Source organism: Streptomyces sp. NPDC051315, from assembly GCF_044455165.1.
Classification (GTDB): domain Bacteria; phylum Actinomycetota; class Actinomycetes; order Streptomycetales; family Streptomycetaceae; genus Streptomyces.
In genome coordinates this window covers 34,089-53,166 of sequence record NZ_JBITEN010000003.1, presented here as the reverse complement: position 1 = coordinate 53,166, position 19,078 = coordinate 34,089, and the positions used below count along the sequence as shown (strand labels likewise).

Sequence of the window (19,078 nt, the reverse complement as noted above, 5' to 3'; positions counted from 1 at the left end):
CCCCGGCATGTCGGCGCCCCCGTCCCCCGGGTGCGTCAGCGCCGCGGCTCCCACCGGAACCACCGCCGTACAGCAAACACCGCCAGCACGGTCCAGGCCAGTGCGGTCGCCAGGGAGCCCAGCGCCTCGTACACCGAGAGGTCACCGGTCCAGCCGCCGCGGACCAGGGTGATGACCGGACTCAGCGGCAGCAGTTCGCAGACGGAGGCGACCCGGTCGGGCATCAGCTCCAGCGGGACGGTCACCCCGGAGGCGACCATCGACAGCAGGACGAACGGCAGCGTGGTGACCTGCGCGCTCTCCACGGTCCGCGTCACGCTCGCCGTGACCGCCGCCAGCGCCGCGCACATCACCAGCCCCAACAGCACTCCCAGGACGGCGAGATGGGGCGCCTCGGGGGCCGGCACGTCGAGGAAGGCCGTACAGCCCGCCGCCAGCACCAGGCACTGCACCAGCCCCGTGACGAGGACCGGCAGCGCGGAACCGGCGAGCACCTCGGCGTCCCGCACCTCCCCGGTGCGCAGCCGCTTCAGCACGAGTTCCTCGCGCCGGGCGGTGTAGATCCCGGCCAGTGCCCCGTAGACCCCGAACAGCAGCGAGAAGCCGATCGCGGCGGGCAGCATCACCAGCCCGACCGTGAGCCCGGCCTCGCCGACGTCCATCCCCTCGACCACCGACCGAAGGCTGAACGGCAGCGCGAGCGGCACCAGTACGGCCGCCACGATCGTGGCCTTGCTCCGCCCGAGCAGCGTCAGCTCGGCCCGCGCGAGGGAGCCCATCCGCCTCGCCGGTGTCGTCACCGGGCCTCTGCCCCCGGTCACCGCACCCGTTCCCACCGCCATCGCGCCCCTCTCCGTGATCCCGCTCATGCCGCGACCCCGCCCTTCTCCGACGCGCCCCACGTACCGGTGGCACCGGAAGCACCCTCAGGTCCCGACGCCTCCCGCGCGATCCCGAGGAACGCCTCCTCCAGCGACGCCGACCGCACGTCCAGCCCCCGCAGCTCGACCCCGGCCCGCTCGGCCCACAGCAGCACTTGGGTGGCCGCCCGCTGCAGCTCCCGCGTCCGCAGCCGGACGTGGCGCCCGTCGACCTCGTGGTCGCACACGCCCAGCTCGCCCAGCGGCGGCAGGTCGCCGACGAAGTAGCCCTCGGGCAGTTCGAAGGAGATCCGGGACGGCTGCGCGGCGGTCACCTCCGCCGGCGTCCCGGCCGCCGCGATGCGCCCCTGGTGCAGGATGGCCAGCCGGTCGGCCAGGCCCTCCGCCTCCTCCAGGTAGTGCGTGGTCAGCAGCACCGTCGTCCCGGCGTCCCGCAGGGCCCGCACCAGATCCCAGGTCTCCCGGCGCCCCTCCGCGTCCAGGCCGGTCGTCGGCTCGTCCAGGAACAGCACCTCCGGCTCCCCGAGCAGCGCGAGTGCCAGGTCGAGCCGCCGCCGCTCACCGCCGGACAGCTGCTTCACCCGCACCCCGGCCTTCCCGGCCAGCCCGACCAGCGCCAGCGCCTCCGCGACCGGCCGGGCCCCGCTCACACAGCCCGCCCACATCCGCGTGGTCTCCGTCACCGTGAGCTCCGACGGAAAGCCCCCCTCCTGCAACATCACCCCGGTGCGCGGCCGTACGGCGGCCCGGTCGGTGTGCGGGTCGTGGCCGAGGACCCTGATCTCCCCGCCGTCGGGACGCTCGAGCCCTTCCAGCAGTTCGACCGTCGACGTCTTGCCGGCCCCGTTGGTGCCCAGCAGCGCGAAGATCTCCCCCCGGCCCACGTGGAAGGAGATGCCGCGCACCGCCTCGAACCCGCCCCCGTACACACGCCGGAGGTCGGTGACCTCTATCACGTGCTCTTCCGTGTTCCAGGCTTCCCTGGCATCCCTGGCGTCCATGACTCCAGCGTCCCGGCGGCCGGGCCCGGGCAGCAGTGCGCGCTGTCACCACTCCGCATGACAAATGTCAGGAGGACCGCGGGCATACGAAAAGACCCCGGTCCATTGGACCGGGGTCTCATTCCCGAGCGGACGACGAGGCTCGAACTCGCGACCTCAACCTTGGCAAGGTTGCGCTCTACCAACTGAGCTACGTCCGCGTTGCCTCCGACCGGCTCTCACCGATCGGCGCGAGCACCAGCCTACCTGATCCACCAAGGTGGTCGGGACGGCGATGCAGAGCGGGTGACAGGAATTGCACACTGCGCCTTCCCCCTGGAAGGGGGATGTTCTGCTACTGAACTACACCCGCACGGCCTCCGTGAGCTGGGCTTTTCGGCCCCGCCCGGCGGCGTGCTCCAGACATTAGCCGACCATGAGGGGGGTAGCGCAAGTCGGTTGCTCCCAGGGCCCGCTGAGGGACCCCGGGACGCGCCCCGGCGGCCCGGCGGACGGACCACCCGGACCCGGCCACCCGCACTCGGTCACCCGGTCCGGAGGAGGACCACGGCGACCCGGTCACCCGACCCGGAGCGCCGGGACCCGGCCCCGATCGCCCGCCCGCACCCGATCACCTAGTCCGGAGCATCCAGGCATCAGTCGGCCTGAATCAGCCGGCCCGCATCGGCCCGCCCGGATCACTGAGCCTCGGCGAACGCCTCGTAGACCTTCTTGGGGATCCGCCCGCGCGCGGGGACCTCCATCTTGTTCGCCTGGGCCCAGGCGCGGACGGCCGCCGGGTCGGGGGCGACCTCCGTCTGCTTGTACGCCCTGCCGGACCTCGACCGCTTGCGGCCGGCCTCCACGTACGGCGCGAGCGCCTTACGCAGTTTCTCGGCATTGGTTTCATTCAGGTCGATCTCGTACGACTTGCCGTCGAGTCCGAAGGCGATCGTTTCCGCCGCTTCCGAGCCGTCGATGTCGTCAAAGAGAGTGACCACGACCTTCTGCGCCACGAATATCGGTCCCTTCGTGCGACAGCTCTGCGGTGACGTGCCAAGACGTCACGGAGTTGTCGACTGTCCGCCTGTTACGGGGCAAAGTATCGGCTATTGCCAATTCATTTGTACAGTGCCCGGCAATCGAATGTGAAGCTCGACTAAATCTCCCAGCGTGTCCCAGCGCAATAGGGAAGCGGGGCGCGTCCGGGATCTTTCCCTGAACTTTTCGTGAAGGGGCAGCTCCGCTACCTGATCGTGACGCCGGGCGTGATCGCGCTCACGTAGATTCCTCCAACTCTACTCGCGTAGAAATTTTGTGCGGGTAGTCTGAAGACACCTGCAGGAACCTGCTCAGCACCACAACACCGGGAGTGCCAGTGGCACGCGTCGTAGTCGACGTCATGCTCAAGCCGGAGATCCTCGACCCCCAGGGCCAGGCGGTGCAGCGCGCACTGCCGCGGCTGGGTTTCGAAGGCATCTCCGACGTACGTCAGGGAAAGCGATTCGAACTGGAAGTTGACGGACCGGTCGACGAGGCCGTCCTCGCCCGCATCCACGATCTGGCGGAATCCTTCCTCGCCAACACCGTGATCGAGGACTTCACGGTTCGGGTCGACGAAGTCGCGGAGGCCGTCAAGTGACCGCTCGTATTGGCGTCGTCACTTTCCCGGGCAGCCTCGACGACCGGGACACCCAGCGCGCGGTCCGCCTCGCGGGCGCGGAACCGGTCGCCCTGTGGCACAAGGACAAGAACCTCCACCAGGTCGACGCCGTGGTGCTGTGCGGAGGTTTCTCCTACGGCGACTATCTGCGCGCCGGTGCCATCGCCCGCTTCTCGCCGGTGATGGAGCCCCTGATCGAGCAGGCCAAGGCCGGCCTGCCGGTCCTCGGCATCTGCAACGGCTTCCAGATCCTCACCGAGGCCCACCTCCTTCCGGGCGCGATGCTCGGCAACGACCACCTCCACTTCATCTGCCGCGACCAGAAGCTGCGGGTGGAGAACGCGGAGACCTCCTGGACGACCGACTACACGGCCGGCCAGGAGATCCACATCCCGCTGAAGAACATGGACGGCCGGTACGTCGCCGACGAGTACACGCTCGACAAGCTGGAGGCCGAGGGCCGGGTCGCGTTCCGGTACGTCGACTTCAACCCCAACGGCTCGCTCCGCGACATCGCCGGCATCACCAACGAGGCCGGGAACGTCGTGGGCCTCATGCCGCACCCCGAGCACGCCGTGGAGCCGCTGATCGGCTCCGGCCGCACCGACGGCCTCCCCTTCTTCACCTCGATCCTCAAGAAGCTGGTCAACGTATGAGCCGGACGCCTCTGGACACGGTCGAGCACGCGGCCGCGACCCCCGACGTCGAGCTGCCCTGGGCCGAACTCGGCCTGAAGAAGGACGAGTACGAGCGGATCGTCGAGATCCTGGGCCGTCGCCCCACCGGCGCCGAGCTCGCCATGTACTCGGTCATGTGGTCCGAGCACTGCTCGTACAAGTCGTCGAAGGTGCACCTGCGCCAGTTCGGCGAGAAGGCCCCGCAGTCCGACGCCCTCCTCGTCGGCATCGGTGAGAACGCCGGTGTCGTCGACGTCGGCCAGGGCTACGCGGTCACCTTCAAGGTCGAGTCGCACAACCACCCGTCGTACGTCGAGCCCTACCAGGGCGCGGCCACGGGCGTCGGCGGCATCGTCCGCGACATCATCGCGATGGGCGCCCGCCCGGTCGCCGTCGTGGACCCGCTGCGCTTCGGCGCGGCGGACCACCCCGACACCCGGCGCGTCCTGCCGGGCGTCGTCGCAGGCATCGGCGGCTACGGCAACTGCCTCGGCCTGCCGAACATCGGCGGCGAGGTCGTCTTCGACGCCTGCTACCAGGGCAACCCGCTGGTCAACGCCGGTGCCATCGGCGTCATGCGGCACGAGGACATCCACCTGGCGAAGGCCTCCGGCGCCGGCAACAAGGTCATCCTCTACGGCGCCCGCACCGGCGGCGACGGCATCGGCGGCGCCTCGATCCTCGCCTCCGAGACCTTCGACGACGCCAAGCCGTCGAAGCGCCCGGCCGTCCAGGTCGGCGACCCCTTCCAGGAGAAGCTCCTCATCGAGTGCACCCTGGAGGCCTTCAAGGAGAAGCTGGTCGTCGGCATCCAGGACCTCGGCGCGGCCGGTCTGTCCTGTGCCACCTCCGAGCTCGCCTCCAACGGCTCCGGCGGCATGCGCGTGATCCTGGACGACGTACCGCTGCGCGACTCCACGCTCTCGCCCGAGGAGATCCTCATGAGCGAGTCGCAGGAGCGCATGTGCGCGGTCGTCGAGCCGGGGAAGGTCGACCGCTTCCTGGAGATCTGCGAGAAGTGGGACGTCATCGCCACCGTCATCGGTGAGGTGACCGACGGCGACCGCCTGGAGATCTACTGGCACGGCGGCAAGATCGTCGACGTCGACCCGCGCACGGTCGCCCACGAGGGCCCGGTCTACGAGCGCCCGTACGCCCGTCCGGAGTGGCAGGACGCCCTCCAGGCGGACGACGCGAACAAGCTGCCGCGCCCGCAGACCGGCGAGGAGCTGAAGGACCAGGTCCTGAAGCTGGTGTCGTCGCCGAACCAGGCCTCCAAGAAGTGGATCACCTCGCAGTACGACCACTTCGTCCAGGGCAACACCGTCCTCGCCCAGCCCGAGGACTCCGGCATGATCCGCATCGACGAGGAGACCGGCCTCGGCGTCGCCATCGCCACCGACGGCAACGGCCGGTACGCCAAGCTGGACCCGTACCACGGCGCCCAGCTCGCCCTCGCCGAGGCGTACCGCAACGTCGCCACCACCGGCGCCAAGCCGCTCGCCGTCTCCGACTGCCTGAACTTCGGCTCGCCCGAGGACCCGGCGGTGATGTGGCAGTTCGCGGAGGCCATCCGCGGCCTGGCCGACGGCTGCCAGCAGCTCGGCACCCCGGTCACCGGCGGCAACGTCTCGCTCTACAACCAGACGGGCGAGGCCGCCATCCACCCGACCCCGGTCGTGGCCGTCCTCGGCGTGATCGACGACGTCGCCCGCCGTACGCCGGTGGCCTTCCAGGAGGAAGGCCAGCTGCTGTACCTCCTCGGCGACACCCGTGAGGAGTTCGGCGGTTCGGCCTGGTCCCAGGTGATCCACGACCACCTCGGCGGCCTGCCGCCCAAGGTCGACCTGGAGCGCGAGCGCCTGCTGGCCGAGATCATGATCTCCGCCTCCCGCGACGGCATGATCGACTCCGCGCACGACCTCTCCGACGGCGGCCTGATCCAGGCGGTCGTGGAGTCGGCGCTGCTCGGCGGCAAGGGCGCCCGCCTGATCGTGCCGGACGGTCTGGACGCCTTCACCTTCCTCTTCTCGGAGTCGGCCGGCCGCGCGGTCGTCGCCGTCCCGCGCTCGGAGGAGGTCCGCTTCAACGACATGTGCGGCGCCCGCGGCCTGCCGGCCACCCGCATCGGTGTCGTCGACGGGGACACGGTCGAGCTCCAGGGCGAGTTCGAGCTGTCCCTCGAGGACCTGCGCACCGCGCACGAGGAGACCATCCCGGCGCTGCTCGCGTAGGAGCGGCCGTACGACCGGCAGAAGGCCCCGACCATTCGCGCGGTCGGGGCCTTCGCCGTTCCCGGACGGCCTAGGCTCATGGTCATGTCCCCGGCGAAGAAGCGCACCAGGACCTACGACCCCGCCAGGATCCGCACCGCGGTACTGGCCCAGCTCGGCCACGTACGGCAGGCGGTCGTCACGCTCACGCCCGAGCAGCTCGCACGGCCCACCCGGCTGGGCGACTGGACCGTGCGGGACCTGGTCGCGCACATCGGGATGGCCCTCACGGCCATCGGCCGGTCCCTCGACCTGCCGGAGCCGTCGAAGCAGGACGCCACGATCCTCGACTGGCCGTTCGCGACCGGCGCCCACTCCGCGGCCATCGACGAGTTCACCCGGCGGCTGTCCGAGGAGAACTTGGACCTGGACGCCTACCTCGAGGGTGTGGCGCGGGGCCTCGCCGAGCAGCTCGACGCCCATCCCGCCACCCGGCTGCTGCGGACCAACGCCGGCGCGCTGCCCCTGGCCGACTACCTGGTCACCCGCACCGTCGAACTCGTCGTCCACACCGACGACCTGAACGCCGCCGTGCCCGGTCTGGACGTCCCGTACGACCGACAGGCCCTGGCCGCGGCCACCCGCCTGCTCGCCGACGCCCTCGCGGTGAAGGCGCCCGGCGGAGCGACGGAGGTGCGCGTGCCGCCGTATGCCGTCGTGCAGTGCGTGGAGGGTCCCCGGCACACCCGTGGGACGCCGCCGAACGTCGTCGAGACCGACCCGCTGACCTGGGTCCGGCTGGCGACCGGGCGGCTGGCCTGGAAGGACGCCGTGGAGGACGCGAAGGTGAGCGCGAGCGGGGAGCGGGCGGACCTCACGGAGCTGCTGCCGCTGATGTCCTGACGCCCAGGGCACCGATCGATGTGCGACATTTCACTTGCGCCATCGGAACGAGCCCCCGGCCCGCCCCCGCCGGGGCGCCCCGCCCGCCTGAGTCGATCATCGTATCCCCGCTCTGACCTGCGGAAATAAGGGGATCGGCGAGGGGGTGGCGGCCTCGTGATCGAGTTACCGGCAAGTATCCCCAATTCGGACCAGTGGTCGACCTCGCCTACACTCGATGACGTGCCACGTGGTGACGGTCGACTCAATCACGATCTGCTTCCCGGCGAGAAGGGCCCCCAGGACGCTTGCGGCGTCTTCGGTGTCTGGGCTCCGGGCGAAGAGGTCGCAAAGCTCACGTACTTCGGGCTCTACGCCCTCCAGCATCGGGGCCAGGAATCCGCGGGAATCGCGGTCAGCAACGGCTCCCAGATCCTCGTCTTCAAGGACATGGGCCTGGTTTCCCAGGTCTTCGACGAGACCTCGCTCGGTTCCCTCCAGGGTCACATCGCGGTCGGACACGCCCGCTACTCGACCACCGGCGCCTCCGTGTGGGAGAACGCCCAGCCGACGTTCCGAGCCACCGCGCACGGCTCGATCGCGCTCGGTCACAACGGCAACCTCGTCAACACCGCCCAGCTCGCCGAGATGGTCGCCGACCTGCCCAAGCAGGAAGGCCGCTCCCCGCGCGTCGCGGCCACCAACGACACCGACCTGCTCACCGCGCTGCTCGCGGCCCAGGTCGACGAGGACGGCAAGCCGCTGACCATCGAAGAGGCCGCCCACCAGATCCTCCCGCAGGTCAAGGGCGCCTTCTCCCTCGTCTTCATGGACGAGCACACCCTCTACGCGGGGCGTGACCCGCAGGGCATCCGCCCGCTGGTCCTCGGCCGCCTGGAGCGCGGCTGGGTCGTCGCCTCCGAGTCCGCCGCCCTCGACATCTGCGGCGCCAGCTTCGTCCGCGAGATCGAACCGGGCGAGTTCGTCGCCATCGACGAGAACGGCCTGCGCACCTCCCGCTTCGCGGAAGCGAAGCCCAAGGGCTGTGTCTTCGAGTACGTCTACCTGGCCCGCCCCGACACCGACATCGCCGGCCGGAACGTGTACCTCTCCCGCGTGGAGATGGGCCGCCGCCTGGCGAAGGAGGCCCCGGTCGAGGCCGACCTGGTCATAGCGACCCCGGAGTCCGGCACTCCGGCCGCCATCGGCTACGCGGAGGCCTCCGGCATCCCGTTCGGCGCCGGCCTGGTCAAGAACGCGTACGTCGGCCGGACCTTCATCCAGCCCTCGCAGACCATCCGCCAGCTCGGCATCCGCCTGAAGCTGAACCCGCTCAAGGAAGTCATCAAGGGCAAGCGCCTGGTCGTCGTCGACGACTCGATCGTCCGCGGCAACACCCAGCGCGCCCTGGTCCGCATGCTCCGCGAGGCGGGTGCCGCCGAGGTCCACATCCGGATCTCCTCGCCGCCCGTGAAGTGGCCCTGCTTCTTCGGCATCGACTTCGCCACCCGCGCCGAGCTCATCGCCAACGGCATGACCATCGAGGAGATCGGCACCTCGCTCGGCGCCGACTCCCTGGCGTACATCTCCATCGACGGCATGATCGAGGCGACCACCATCGCCAAGCCGAACCTCTGCCGCGCCTGCTTCGACGGCGAGTACCCGATGGAGCTCCCCGACCCCGAGCTGCTCGGCAAGCAGCTCCTGGAGACGGAGCTGGCCGCGGGCCCGGCCGCCACGGCCGCGGCCGACGCGATCCGCCGCCCGTAAGCCCCGTACGTATCACCAACCCGAAAGATCCCAGGCAATGTCTGCTGTGCCAGACCAGTCGACTCCGTCGACGGGCAATTCCGGTGTTTCCGGTGCTTCCTACGCGGCTGCCGGCGTCGACATCGAAGCGGGCGACCGCGCGGTCGAGCTGATGAAGGAGTGGGTGAAGAAGACACAGCGCCCCGAGGTCCTCGGCGGCCTCGGCGGTTTCGCCGGCCTCTTCGACGCCTCCGCCCTCAAGCGCTACGAGCGCCCGCTGCTGGCCTCCGCCACGGACGGCGTCGGCACCAAGGTCGACGTGGCCCGCCAGATGGGCGTCTACGACACCATCGGCCACGACCTGGTCGCCATGGTCATGGACGACATCGTGGTGTGCGGCGCCGAGCCGCTGTTCATGACCGACTACATCTGCGTCGGCAAGGTCCACCCCGAGCGCGTCGCCGCCATCGTCAAGGGCATCGCCGAGGGCTGTGTGCTGGCCGGCTGCGCCCTGGTGGGCGGCGAGACGGCCGAACACCCGGGCCTGCTGGGCGAGGACGACTTCGACGTCGCCGGCGCCGGTACGGGCGTCGTGGAGGCCGACCGTCTGCTGGGCGCCGATCGCATCCGCACGGGTGACACGGTGATCGCCATGGCGGCCTCCGGGCTTCACTCGAACGGGTACTCCCTCGTCCGGCACGTCCTGCTGAACCAGGCCGGTCTCTCCCTCGACGCGCGGATCGACGAACTCGGCCGCACCCTCGGCGAGGAACTCCTGGAGCCGACGAAGATCTACTCGCTGGACTGCCTGGCCCTGACCCGCACCACCGAGGTGCACGCCTTCAGCCATGTGACCGGCGGCGGACTCGCGGCCAACCTGGCGCGGGTCGTCCCGGACGGACTGCACGCGATCGTCGACCGCTCCACCTGGACGCCCGCCCCGATCTTCGACCTCGTTGGCCGGACCGGGAAGGTCGAGCGGCTCGAGCTGGAGAAGACCCTCAACATGGGCGTCGGCATGATCGCGATCGTCCCGGAGGAGTCGACGGACGTGGCCCTCGCGACGCTCGCCGACCGTGGAGTCGATGCCTGGGTGGCCGGCGAGATCACCGAGCGGGGCGAGCACACCACTGGTGCCGCCCTGGTCGGGGACTACGCCGGCTGAACCCTGCGGACAGCACAAGACCCGGTCGGTGACCGAAGTCACCGACCGGGTAAGTGCTCAATACAAGGTCAAGCGCCGCGACGGTGTTGTCGCGAGGAGTCGTCGTCCTCGTCATCGTCGTCCTCGTACAGGTCGGCGTACCGGCTGTAGAGGTCGTCGTCGTGCTCATCGTCCTCGAACGGGTCGCCGTTCGGCGACGTGTTCGACGTCGATGCGCCCAGCTCTTCGGCCAGGCGTGAGAGGTCCGTCCCGCCGCTGTTGTACTTCAGCTGGCGGGCGACCTTCGCTTGCTTGGCCTTGGCCCGGCCGCGCCCCATGGCTCGACCCCCTCAACGACGGGGCTCGACGGCCCCAGAGTCTTGACACGCGTTCATGATCCGGAACGGACTCTCCGCAGAGAGGCCGGTCCGTAGGGCTTCCACGGTACCTGAGCCCGCACCCATACGGTACGTCGCCCGCAGGACGCGCGTGTGCGCAGAACCTTCGAGGCGCCCCGTCCTCGCTGGTCAGTGGCGATTTTAACCACTTATTGGCGGACGACCCGCCGGTAGGAGTGAGAGTTCTCTCTAACTTTCCACCGGCAGGTACCGAACAAACCCGCGGACGGAACGGCGCCGGGGCCCTCCGGAGGCTCAGCGGAAGCCCGTCCTCCGCCTCACCACCCGCGCGCCTGGGCCGCGTCGTGCATCCGCTGCTCGGCGATCCGGTCGGCCGCCGCGGCCGGCGGAATCCCGTCTGTCTTCGCACGTGCGAATATGGCGAGCGTGGTGTCGAAGATCTTCGCGGCCTTCGTCTTGCACCGGTCGAAGTCGAAGCCGTGCAGCTCGTCGGCGACCTGGATGACCCCGCCTGCGTTCACCACGTAGTCCGGCGCGTAGAGGATCCCGCGGTCGGCGAGGTCCTTCTCGACGCCCGGGTGGGCGAGCTGGTTGTTGGCCGCGCCGCAGACGATCCGGGCGGTCAGCGCCGGCACCGAGTCGTCGTTCAGCGCCCCGCCCAGCGCGCAGGGGGCGTAGATGTCGAGCCCGTCGACCCTGATCAGCGCCTCGGTGTCCGCGACGGCCGTCACGCCCTCGGCGTGCCGGTCGAGGATCCGGCGTACGGCCTCCTCGCGCACGTCCGTGATCACGACCTCGGCGCCCTCGTTGCGCAGGTGCTCCACCAGGTGGTGGCCGACCTTGCCGACGCCCGCGACCCCGACCCTGCGACCGCGCAGCGACGGGTCGCCCCACAGGTGCTGGGCACTGGCCCGCATGCCCTGGTAGACGCCGAAGGCGGTCAGCACCGACGAGTCGCCGGCGCCGCCGTTCTCCGGGGAGCGCCCGGTCGTCCAGCGGCACTCACGGGCCACGACGTCCATGTCGGCCACGTACGTGCCGACGTCGCAGGCGGTCACGTACCGCCCACCGAGCGAGGCCACGAAACGGCCGTACGCGAGCAGCAGCTGCTCTGTCTTGATCACTTCGGGGTCGCCGATGATCACGGCCTTGCCGCCGCCGTGGTCCAGCCCGGCCATGGCGTTCTTGTACGACATGCCGCGCGCGAGGTTCAGGGCGTCGGCGACGGCCTCCGCCTCGGTCGCGTACGGGTAGAAGCGCGTACCGCCGAGCGCGGGGCCCAGGGCGGTGGAGTGGAGGGCGATGACGGCCTTGAGCCCGCTGGCCCGGTCCTGGCAGAGCACGACCTGCTCATGACCCCCCTGATCCGAGTGGAAGACGGTGTTCAGTACGTCAACTGAGGCGCCGGATACGTCGGTCACTGTGGTGACTCCTGGGTAACTAGCGGCGGGTGGGACGGTGGCTCCCGTACGGGTGGCGGGGCCTGTGGGATGAGCGTAGAGCCTGTGCGGCCCATCGAACGCGTGGTGTTCCGGATCACCTTCTTGCGGAGTACGGACGTGGGACGATTTGCAGGTTTTCCAGCCCGTTCAGGTGCGGGCCGGACAGGTTTCCCACTCGGCCGAAAGGGGAGGGAGCAGGCGTGCCCCAGGTGTCCTCGGTGATCGTTCCGTACGCGGCCTATCTGCGCGTGTACGAACCGCTGGGCGCCTTTCCCGAGCCCGAGCGCGGCCACTGGGAGCGCTACGCCCGCCGCCCCGACCGGCCCTCCTACCAGGACGAGCTGCGCCGCTCCCTGGCCGACCTGCTCCCCGTGCCGCCGGTGGCGGTGCCGGTGCACGAGAGCGGGGACGCGTTCGTGCTCGAGGTGGAGGGCGTGACGTGCGTCTGCCCGTGGCGCACCCGGCTGCGCGGCTGGCAGGCGCTCGGTGAGCTGGGGGACGAGCTGCCCGGACCGGTCCTGGACGCGGTCCTGCCCCCGGTGGTCCGTCTCCAGGCCGCCCAGGACTACGAGCGCTGGCTGACCCGCAACCCCGATGCCCGCCCCTGGATCCGTACGGCGACCTGGCACGTCCCGCTGCACTGGTTCGTGCTCGTCGCCGACGAGGAGCGCGAGTGGGACAAAGGGACCGCGGAGCTGCCCCCCGTGCTGCGCTACCGCACGCCGATGGTGCAGGCCCGGCGCCGGGTGGCCCGCGGCCTGCGCGCGCTCCGGGACGCGATGGACGAGGGGCCGCTGATCGACGGCCTGGTGGACGTGGGGCGCTGGCTGGAGGAGTTCCACCCGCGCTCACTGGTCGAGCTGGACTACGGCGGTCTCGTCCACACCGTGCCGGCCGGGGACCTGGAGAGCGATCACTCGGCGGCTGACGTGGCCGAGGGCATCGACGCCCTGCGGCGGGGCGACGGCGGCGCGGCGGGCGAGGCGTACGCCCGGCTCGTGGAGCGGTGGCGGTCGGTGCGGGACCGGCGCTCGGCGAACTGACGGTGTGACAGACGCGACAGACGTTCCTTTAGTGACGTACGTCACGGCCATGACGGCTTCGAACAGCGTACGGTCTACCGACTTCACGGAACTGACGGGGCGTTGGCCCCGTTCCGGGCGTATGGCGCAAGGGTCGCGAAGGGTGATGGACCGCACGTACGCGGCCCTTGCGTCGCTTGCCCCTCCTCATGCCAAAATAGGACAAGGAGTCCGGGGAGGCTCCGTCCGTCCACTTGTGCTCCACCGTGGGGGGAATCTCAGCATTGCACGCTTTGGGGGGTCTGGTGACTCCTGATCGCCGTGTGACTGATCGTCACACTGGCGTGACTGTCCGCTATGGCATGGTCCATCGGCTTCCGTCGCCGATGAACACCTGGGGGGCAATTCCATCGGTTTGGCCGACGCGGCTGGACGGATGGTGTAGTTGTAGTGCCGAGGACAAGCCGTTCGTCCTATAACCGACTCGACTCGCGTCCGCCATTTCGGGCAACGCGGGTCAAGGTGCAGAATTTAGAGGAAAGAACCGAGAAGGTTCGGTTCTCCCGAGGAGGCCGCTCATGACCGCTCGCACCCCTGATGCTGAGCCGCTGCTGACCCCGGCTGAGGTCGCCACCATGTTCCGCGTGGACCCGAAGACGGTGACGCGGTGGGCGAAGGCCGGCAAGCTCACGTCGATCCGTACGCTCGGCGGGCACCGCCGTTACCGCGAGGCCGAGGTCCGCGCCCTGCTGGCGGGCATCCCGCAGCAGCGCAGCGAGGCCTGAACAACTGAATAACCGGGCAACGCCGCAGGTCCCCCAATCTGCCGAGGCGCCCGAACCCTAGCTCCAAGCGACGCGGGTCCTGCCCCAACAGGTCCGTAACCCACACGGTGCGTCGTCGATCGCGCTGGACTCCGCCGAGTCCAGCGCGATTTTTTTGTGCCTGTGGCCTGTCTGCCAGGTGGCTCTGTGAGCGGCCTTGTCGGAGTCTGGGGGGTCACTGGGAGGGTTCCGGGGAGTTGCTGGGAGGGTTCCGGGGAGCTTCCTCCGACGGGGCTCCGGTGGGGTGCGCGCAGTGGTGCAATTGCACATATTAAATTGACCAGTTGTAGGAGATGGGTAAGAACCCTGATTTCGGAAACTCATGCGGTGACACCCGTCACATACCACTGGCCTTGTCGCCGTCACCGGCCGTGCGCTAGAGGGGGAGCGCCTGCCTTCGACGCTCCAGCACCCCACGGCCGTACGGCCGTTGAGGCGTGACGGTCACGCGGGAGGGGTCTCGTCGCCCCCGTCGGGCTCCTGCGGGGCCTGGGGGCCCCGTGGAGCGCCGTCCATCGCCAGCCGCAGCAGACGGTGGCAGATCGGGCAGTGGCGGGTCAGGTGCCGGTAGGACGACGCGGCCGACAGATGCGCGCGGAGCAGCGCCCGCGTCTCGTGCCTAGCCGATGCCGCCATACGCCACCTCCGGAAGGCCCGCGCCGGGAACGCGGCCCTGACCTCTGGGGTACCGAGGGAATGTGACGCCGTCAAGGGAGCGGGACGCGTGCGGGCGAACGACGCGGCTCCTCCCGGCCCGCCGGGCCGGCGTCCGGGGGCGTGCGGGGAGCCGACGACGCGGCGCAGGTCATGAAAAGGGGTGGTCACCGCCGAAGCAGTGGCCCGGGACACGAAAAGACGCGCTCTCCGCGGCGCGGAGGCGCGGGAGGGGCGCGCGATGCGGGCGCGCGGTACGGGATGCGGCTGCGCCGCCAACGCCTGGCGGGCGGAGCGAAGCCGCCGGACGGGAAGTGCTGCCCCGATGGCGGCTTCGCCACCGACCCGTGGCATGCGAAGAGCCCGGGTCCGAAGACCCGGGCTCTCGTTTCACTGCGGTCCTGACGGGATTTGAACCCGCGGCCTCCACCTTGACAGGGTGGCGAGCACTCCAAACTGCTCCACAGGACCAGGTTTCGCGGCACTTGGTGTTGCGTTGTGCTGCGAGAAGAGACTGTACAGGAGGGTGAGCCCTTGGTCGAACTCACCCTCCGTACCGGACCCGTCACGGCGCGGCCGCGTCGATCGCCTTCACGATCCGCTTGTCGGAGACGGGGTACGCCGTGCCCAACGCGTGGGCGAAATAGCTGACCCGGAGCTCCTCGATCATCCAGCGGATGTCCAGGACCGAGGACGGCACCGGTCGGCCCTGGGGCAGCTGCTCCAGCAGCCAGGCGTACTCGTCCTGCATCTCGTGGACCTTCTCCATGCGGGTGGTGTCCCGCTGGACGTTGGCCGGCATCTGCTGCAGGCGCCGGTCCGCGGCCACCAGGTACCGCATCAGGTCCGGCAGCCGGCGCAGTCCCGTCTGCGTCACGAAGCCCGGCCGTACGAGCGCGTCCAGCTGCTTGCGCACGTCCGTGAGGTTTGCCAGCAGCGCGGGGCTGCGTACGCCCTTCAGGCGGCGCTCGCAGGCCTGCCAGGCGGCCAGCACCTGCTGCACCTGGCCGACCGTGCGCACGGTCGTGTCGACGATCTCGGCGCGCACCCTGTCGTACAGCTTCCGGTACGACTCCTCGTCCCACGCGGGCCCGCCGAAGTCCCCGATCAGCTTGTCCGCCGCCGCCGTCGCGCAGTCGTCGAACAGCGCCTGGACGGAACCGTGCGGATTCGCCGACAGCGCGAGCTTCTGAGGATTCGTCAGCTTCTCGGACGCGAACTTCGCGGGGTTGACCGGGATGTTGCGCAGGATCAGCCGGCGCGTGCCCTTCCACATCGCCTCCGCCTGCTCCGCCTCCGTGTCGAAGAGCCGTACGGAGACGGTGTCGCCGTCGTCGACCAGCGCCGGGTACGCCTTCACCGGCTGACCGGCGCGGCGGGTCTCGAAGACGGGGGTGAGCGTGCCGATCGTCCAGTCCGTCAGGCCCGACCGCTCAAGGGACTCGCCGCCCCGCCGCTCGGCGGTCGCCGCGGCGGCCTGGGAGAGCGCCTGGCGGGCCTTCGGCTTCAGCCGCAGCTTCAGGGCCTCCAGGTCCTTGTCCTCGGCCAGCTTGCGGCGCCGCTCGTCGACGATCCGGAAGGTGATCTTCAGGTGGTCGGGGACCTTCGACCAGTCGAAGTCGTCGGCCTCGAAGGGAACGCCGACCATGCGCTTCAGTTCGCGGGCCATGGCCGTCGTCAGCGGTTCCCCCGACGGCACCGCCTGGTCGAGGAACCGCTGCGCGAAGTTCGGCGCCGGCACGTAGTTGCGGCGGATCGGCTTCGGCAGGGAGCGGATCAGTTCGGTGACGACCTCTTCCCTGAGGCCCGGGATCTGCCAGTCGAAGCCCTCGTCCGTGACCTGGTTCAGGACCTGGAGCGGGATGTGGACGGTCACGCCGTCCGCGTCCGCGCCCGGCTCGAACTGGTAGGTCACCCGGAACTTCAGCGGGCCCTGCCGCCAGGAGTCCGGGTAATCGGCCTTGGTGACCGCCTCCGCCGACTCCCGGATGAGCATCTCCCGCTCGAAGTCCAGGAAGTCCGGCTGCTCGTGCCGCTTGCGCTTCCACCAGGAGTCGAAGTGGGCGCCGGAGACCACGTGCTCGGGCACCCGCTGGTCGTAGAAGTCGAACAGCGTCTCGTCGTCGACCACGATGTCCCGGCGGCGGGCCCGGTGCTCCAGCTCCTCGACCTCGCTGAGGAGCTTGCGGTTGTCGGCGAAGAACTTGTGGTGCGTCCGCCAGTCGCCCTCCACCAGCGCGTTGCGAATGAAAAGTTCGCGGCTCGTCTCCGGGTCGATCCGCCCGTAGTTCACCTTCCGCTGGGCGACGATCGGCACGCCGTACAGCGTGACCTTCTCGTACGCCATCACCGCGGCCTGGTCCTTCTCCCAGTGCGGCTCGCTGTACGTCCGCTTCAGCAGGTGCCCGGCGAGCGGCTCGACCCACTCCGGCTCGATCCTGGCGTTGACCCGGGCCCACAGGCGGCTCGTCTCCACCAGCTCCGCCGACATCACGAACCGGGGCTGCTTCTTGAACAGCGCCGAGCCGGGGAAGATCGCGAACTTGGCGCTGCGGGCGCCGAGGTACTCGTTCTTGTTGCCGTCCTTCACGTCCTTCATGCCGATGTGCGAGAGCAGCCCGGCGAGGAGGGAGGTGTGGATGCTGTCGGCGGGGGCGTCCTGCTCGTTGAGGTGGATGCCCATCTGCTTGGCGACGGTGCGGAGCTGGGTGTAGATGTCCTGCCACTCACGGATGCGCAGGAAGTTCAGGTACTCCTGCTTGCACATCCGGCGGAAGGACGACGAGCCGCGCTCGCGCTGCTGCTCACGGACGTAACGCCACAGGTTGAGGTAGGCGAGGAAGTCGCTCGTCTCGTCCTTGAAGCGGGCGTGCTGCTGGTCGGCCTGGGTCTGCTTGTCGGCCGGGCGCTCGCGCGGGTCCTGGATGGACAGCGCGGCGGCTATCACCATCACCTCGCGGGCACAGCCGTTCTTGTCGGCCTCGAGGACCATGCGGGCCAGCCGCGGGTCGACGGGCAGCTGGGCCAGCTTCCGGCCGGTCTGCGTGAGCCGCTTGCGCGGGTCCTTCTGGACCGGGTCGAGCGCCCCCAGCTCCTGCAGGAGCTGCACGCCGTCGCGGATGTTGCGGTGGTCCGGCGGATCGATGAACGGGAACTTCTCGATGTCGCCGAGGCCGGCCGCGGTCATCTGCAGGATGACGCTCGCCAGGTTCGTCCGCAGGATCTCCGCGTCCGTGAACTCCGGACGGGCGAGGAAGTCGTCCTCGCTGTAGAGGCGGATGCAGATACCGTCGCTGGTCCGCCCGCAGCGGCCCTTGCGCTGGTTGGCGCTGGCCTGCGAGATCGGCTCGATGGGCAGCCGCTGCACCTTGGTGCGGTGGCTGTAGCGGCTGATCCGGGCGAAGCCGGGGTCGATGACGTACTTGATGCCCGGGACGGTCAGCGAGGTCTCCGCCACGTTGGTCGCCAGCACGATCCTGCGGCCGGTGTGCGGCTGGAACACACGGTGCTGCTCGGCATGGGACAGCCGGGCGTACAGCGGGAGCACCTCGGTGAACCGGTACTTCTTCTTCTCCAGCGCGTCCGCGGTGTCCCTGATCTCCCGCTCACCGGAGAGGAAGACGAGGATGTCGCCCTGCCCCTCGCCCATCAGCTCCTCGACGGCGTCGGTGATCGCGGTGATCTGGTCCCGGTCCGCGTCCTCGGAGTCCTCCTCCAGCAGCGGGCGGTACCGCACCTCGACGGGGTACGTCCGCCCGCTGACCTCGATGATCGGCGCGTCACCGAAGTGCCGCGAGAACCGTTCGGGGTCGATGGTGGCCGAGGTGATGACGACCTTGAGGTCCGGCCGCTTGGGCAGCAGCTGGGCGAGGTAGCCCAGCAGGAAGTCGATGTTGAGGGACCGCTCGTGGGCCTCGTCGATGATGATCGTGTCGTAGGCGCGCAGCTCGCGGTCGGTCTGGATCTCGGCGAGCAGGATGCCGTCCGTCATCAGCTTGACGAAGGTCGCGTCCGGGTTCACCTGGTCGGTGAACCGCACCTTCCAGCCGACGGCCTCCCCGAGGGGCGTCCTCAGCTCGTCGGCCACGCGCTCGGCGACGGTGCGGGCGGCGAGCCTGCGCGGCTGCGTGTGCCCGATCATGCCGCGCACACCCCGGCCCAGCTCCAGGCAGATCTTCGGGATCTGGGTCGTCTTACCGGACCCGGTCTCACCCGCGACGATGACGACCTGGTGATCACGGATGGCGTCCGCGATCACGTCCTTCTTCTGGCTGACGGGGAGCTGCTCGGGATAGGTGACGGCAGGCACCCGGGCCCGCCGCGCGTCCATGCGCTCCGCGGCCAGCCCGACCTCCGCCTCGATCTCGGCGAGAACGGCGTCACGGGCTTCCGGCTTACGGATCTTGCGCGCACCTTCGAGCCTGCGCCCGAGCCGGTGCGCGTCGCGCAGGGACAGCTCGGCCAGGCGGGGGGCGAGGGCGCCGAGGGCGGGGGCAGGGTGCGTAGACATACGCGATCCAGGATCTCATCCCGGGGAAAAACGTGGCGAACGCTTTTGCCTCCGGCGGTGCGGCGGGGGGTGGTGGGC

15 protein-coding genes and 3 tRNA genes are annotated in these 19,078 nt (G+C 69.8%); 8 read left to right on the top strand and 10 right to left on the bottom strand.

Annotated elements, in window-relative coordinates; translation table 11 throughout:
- Positions 1–35 precede the first annotated feature (35 nt).
- The 5 genes from ACIBBD_RS06570 to ACIBBD_RS06550 all read right to left on the bottom strand — a co-directional run bounded on the left by ACIBBD_RS06570 (position 36) and on the right by ACIBBD_RS06550 (position 2,877).
- On the bottom strand, positions 36–842 hold the full coding sequence (locus ACIBBD_RS06570; RefSeq protein ID WP_399418656.1) for an ABC transporter permease: 807 nt from the start codon (positions 840–842) through the stop codon (positions 36–38).
- A 23-nt stretch (positions 843–865) separates the two neighbouring features.
- A complete protein-coding gene (locus ACIBBD_RS06565; protein WP_399418190.1) occupies positions 866–1,882 on the bottom strand; it encodes an ABC transporter ATP-binding protein in 1,017 nt (338 codons plus the stop codon).
- Between the two features lie 127 nt (positions 1,883–2,009).
- Positions 2,010–2,082, bottom strand: a tRNA-Gly gene (locus ACIBBD_RS06560).
- An 80-nt stretch (positions 2,083–2,162) separates the two neighbouring features.
- Positions 2,163–2,234 (bottom strand) — tRNA-Gly (locus tag ACIBBD_RS06555).
- Positions 2,235–2,559: 325 nt separating this feature from the next.
- Complete coding sequence (locus tag ACIBBD_RS06550) at positions 2,560–2,877, bottom strand: Lsr2 family protein (RefSeq protein ID WP_399418189.1); 318 nt, start codon at positions 2,875–2,877, stop codon at positions 2,560–2,562.
- Positions 2,878–3,239: 362 nt separating this feature from the next.
- Here ACIBBD_RS06550 and purS point away from each other — a divergent pair, with 362 nt between their 5' ends.
- From purS to purM, 6 genes are all read left to right on the top strand, one after another.
- Positions 3,240–3,503: a phosphoribosylformylglycinamidine synthase subunit PurS gene (gene purS / locus ACIBBD_RS06545; protein WP_399418188.1), complete on the top strand. Its 264-nt coding sequence runs from the start codon at positions 3,240–3,242 to the stop codon at positions 3,501–3,503.
- Complete coding sequence (gene purQ, locus ACIBBD_RS06540) at positions 3,500–4,180, top strand: phosphoribosylformylglycinamidine synthase subunit PurQ (protein ID WP_399418187.1); 681 nt, start codon at positions 3,500–3,502, stop codon at positions 4,178–4,180. Before purS ends, purQ begins: the two co-directional genes overlap by 4 nt.
- Entirely contained in the window at positions 4,177–6,435 is a 2,259-nt protein-coding gene (gene purL, locus ACIBBD_RS06535) for a phosphoribosylformylglycinamidine synthase subunit PurL (protein ID WP_399418186.1), read from the top strand. Before purQ ends, purL begins: the two co-directional genes overlap by 4 nt.
- A gap of 84 nt (positions 6,436–6,519) precedes the next feature.
- A complete protein-coding gene (locus tag ACIBBD_RS06530; RefSeq protein WP_399418185.1) occupies positions 6,520–7,317 on the top strand; it encodes a sterol carrier family protein in 798 nt (265 codons plus the stop codon).
- A 222-nt stretch (positions 7,318–7,539) separates the two neighbouring features.
- Complete coding sequence (gene purF / locus ACIBBD_RS06525; RefSeq protein ID WP_399418184.1) at positions 7,540–9,066, top strand: amidophosphoribosyltransferase; 1,527 nt, start codon at positions 7,540–7,542, stop codon at positions 9,064–9,066.
- A 37-nt stretch (positions 9,067–9,103) separates the two neighbouring features.
- Positions 9,104–10,210 carry a phosphoribosylformylglycinamidine cyclo-ligase gene (purM, locus tag ACIBBD_RS06520; protein ID WP_399418183.1) on the top strand — a complete coding sequence of 369 codons (1,107 nt, stop codon included), beginning with the start codon at positions 9,104–9,106 and terminating at the stop codon, positions 10,208–10,210.
- 68 nt (positions 10,211–10,278) lie between these two features.
- On the opposite strand, the gene ACIBBD_RS06515 is transcribed toward purM, so the two are convergent.
- Positions 10,279–10,527: a DUF3073 domain-containing protein gene (locus ACIBBD_RS06515; RefSeq protein WP_399418182.1), complete on the bottom strand. Its 249-nt coding sequence runs from the start codon at positions 10,525–10,527 to the stop codon at positions 10,279–10,281.
- A 338-nt stretch (positions 10,528–10,865) separates the two neighbouring features.
- Positions 10,866–11,969 carry a Leu/Phe/Val dehydrogenase gene (locus ACIBBD_RS06510; protein WP_399418181.1) on the bottom strand — a complete coding sequence of 368 codons (1,104 nt, stop codon included), beginning with the start codon at positions 11,967–11,969 and terminating at the stop codon, positions 10,866–10,868.
- A gap of 221 nt (positions 11,970–12,190) precedes the next feature.
- On the opposite strand from ACIBBD_RS06510, the gene ACIBBD_RS06505 reads away from it, so the two are divergent.
- Positions 12,191–13,033 (top strand): hypothetical protein, encoded by an 843-nt coding sequence (locus tag ACIBBD_RS06505; protein WP_399418180.1) that lies wholly within the window; start codon positions 12,191–12,193, stop codon positions 13,031–13,033.
- A gap of 557 nt (positions 13,034–13,590) precedes the next feature.
- Entirely contained in the window at positions 13,591–13,797 is a 207-nt protein-coding gene (gene bldC, locus ACIBBD_RS06500) for a developmental transcriptional regulator BldC (RefSeq protein WP_003949541.1), read from the top strand.
- Between the two features lie 483 nt (positions 13,798–14,280).
- Here bldC and ACIBBD_RS06495 read toward each other — a convergent pair whose 3' ends face one another.
- The 3 genes from ACIBBD_RS06495 to hrpA form a co-directional block, all read right to left on the bottom strand.
- Positions 14,281–14,472, bottom strand: a complete 192-nt coding sequence (locus tag ACIBBD_RS06495) for a DUF6274 family protein (RefSeq protein WP_399418179.1) — start codon at positions 14,470–14,472, stop codon at positions 14,281–14,283.
- Positions 14,473–14,886: 414 nt separating this feature from the next.
- A tRNA-Asp gene (locus ACIBBD_RS06490) sits at positions 14,887–14,961 on the bottom strand.
- A gap of 94 nt (positions 14,962–15,055) precedes the next feature.
- Positions 15,056–19,000 carry an ATP-dependent RNA helicase HrpA gene (hrpA, locus tag ACIBBD_RS06485; protein ID WP_399418178.1) on the bottom strand — a complete coding sequence of 1,315 codons (3,945 nt, stop codon included), beginning with the start codon at positions 18,998–19,000 and terminating at the stop codon, positions 15,056–15,058.
- Positions 19,001–19,078 lie beyond the last annotated feature (78 nt).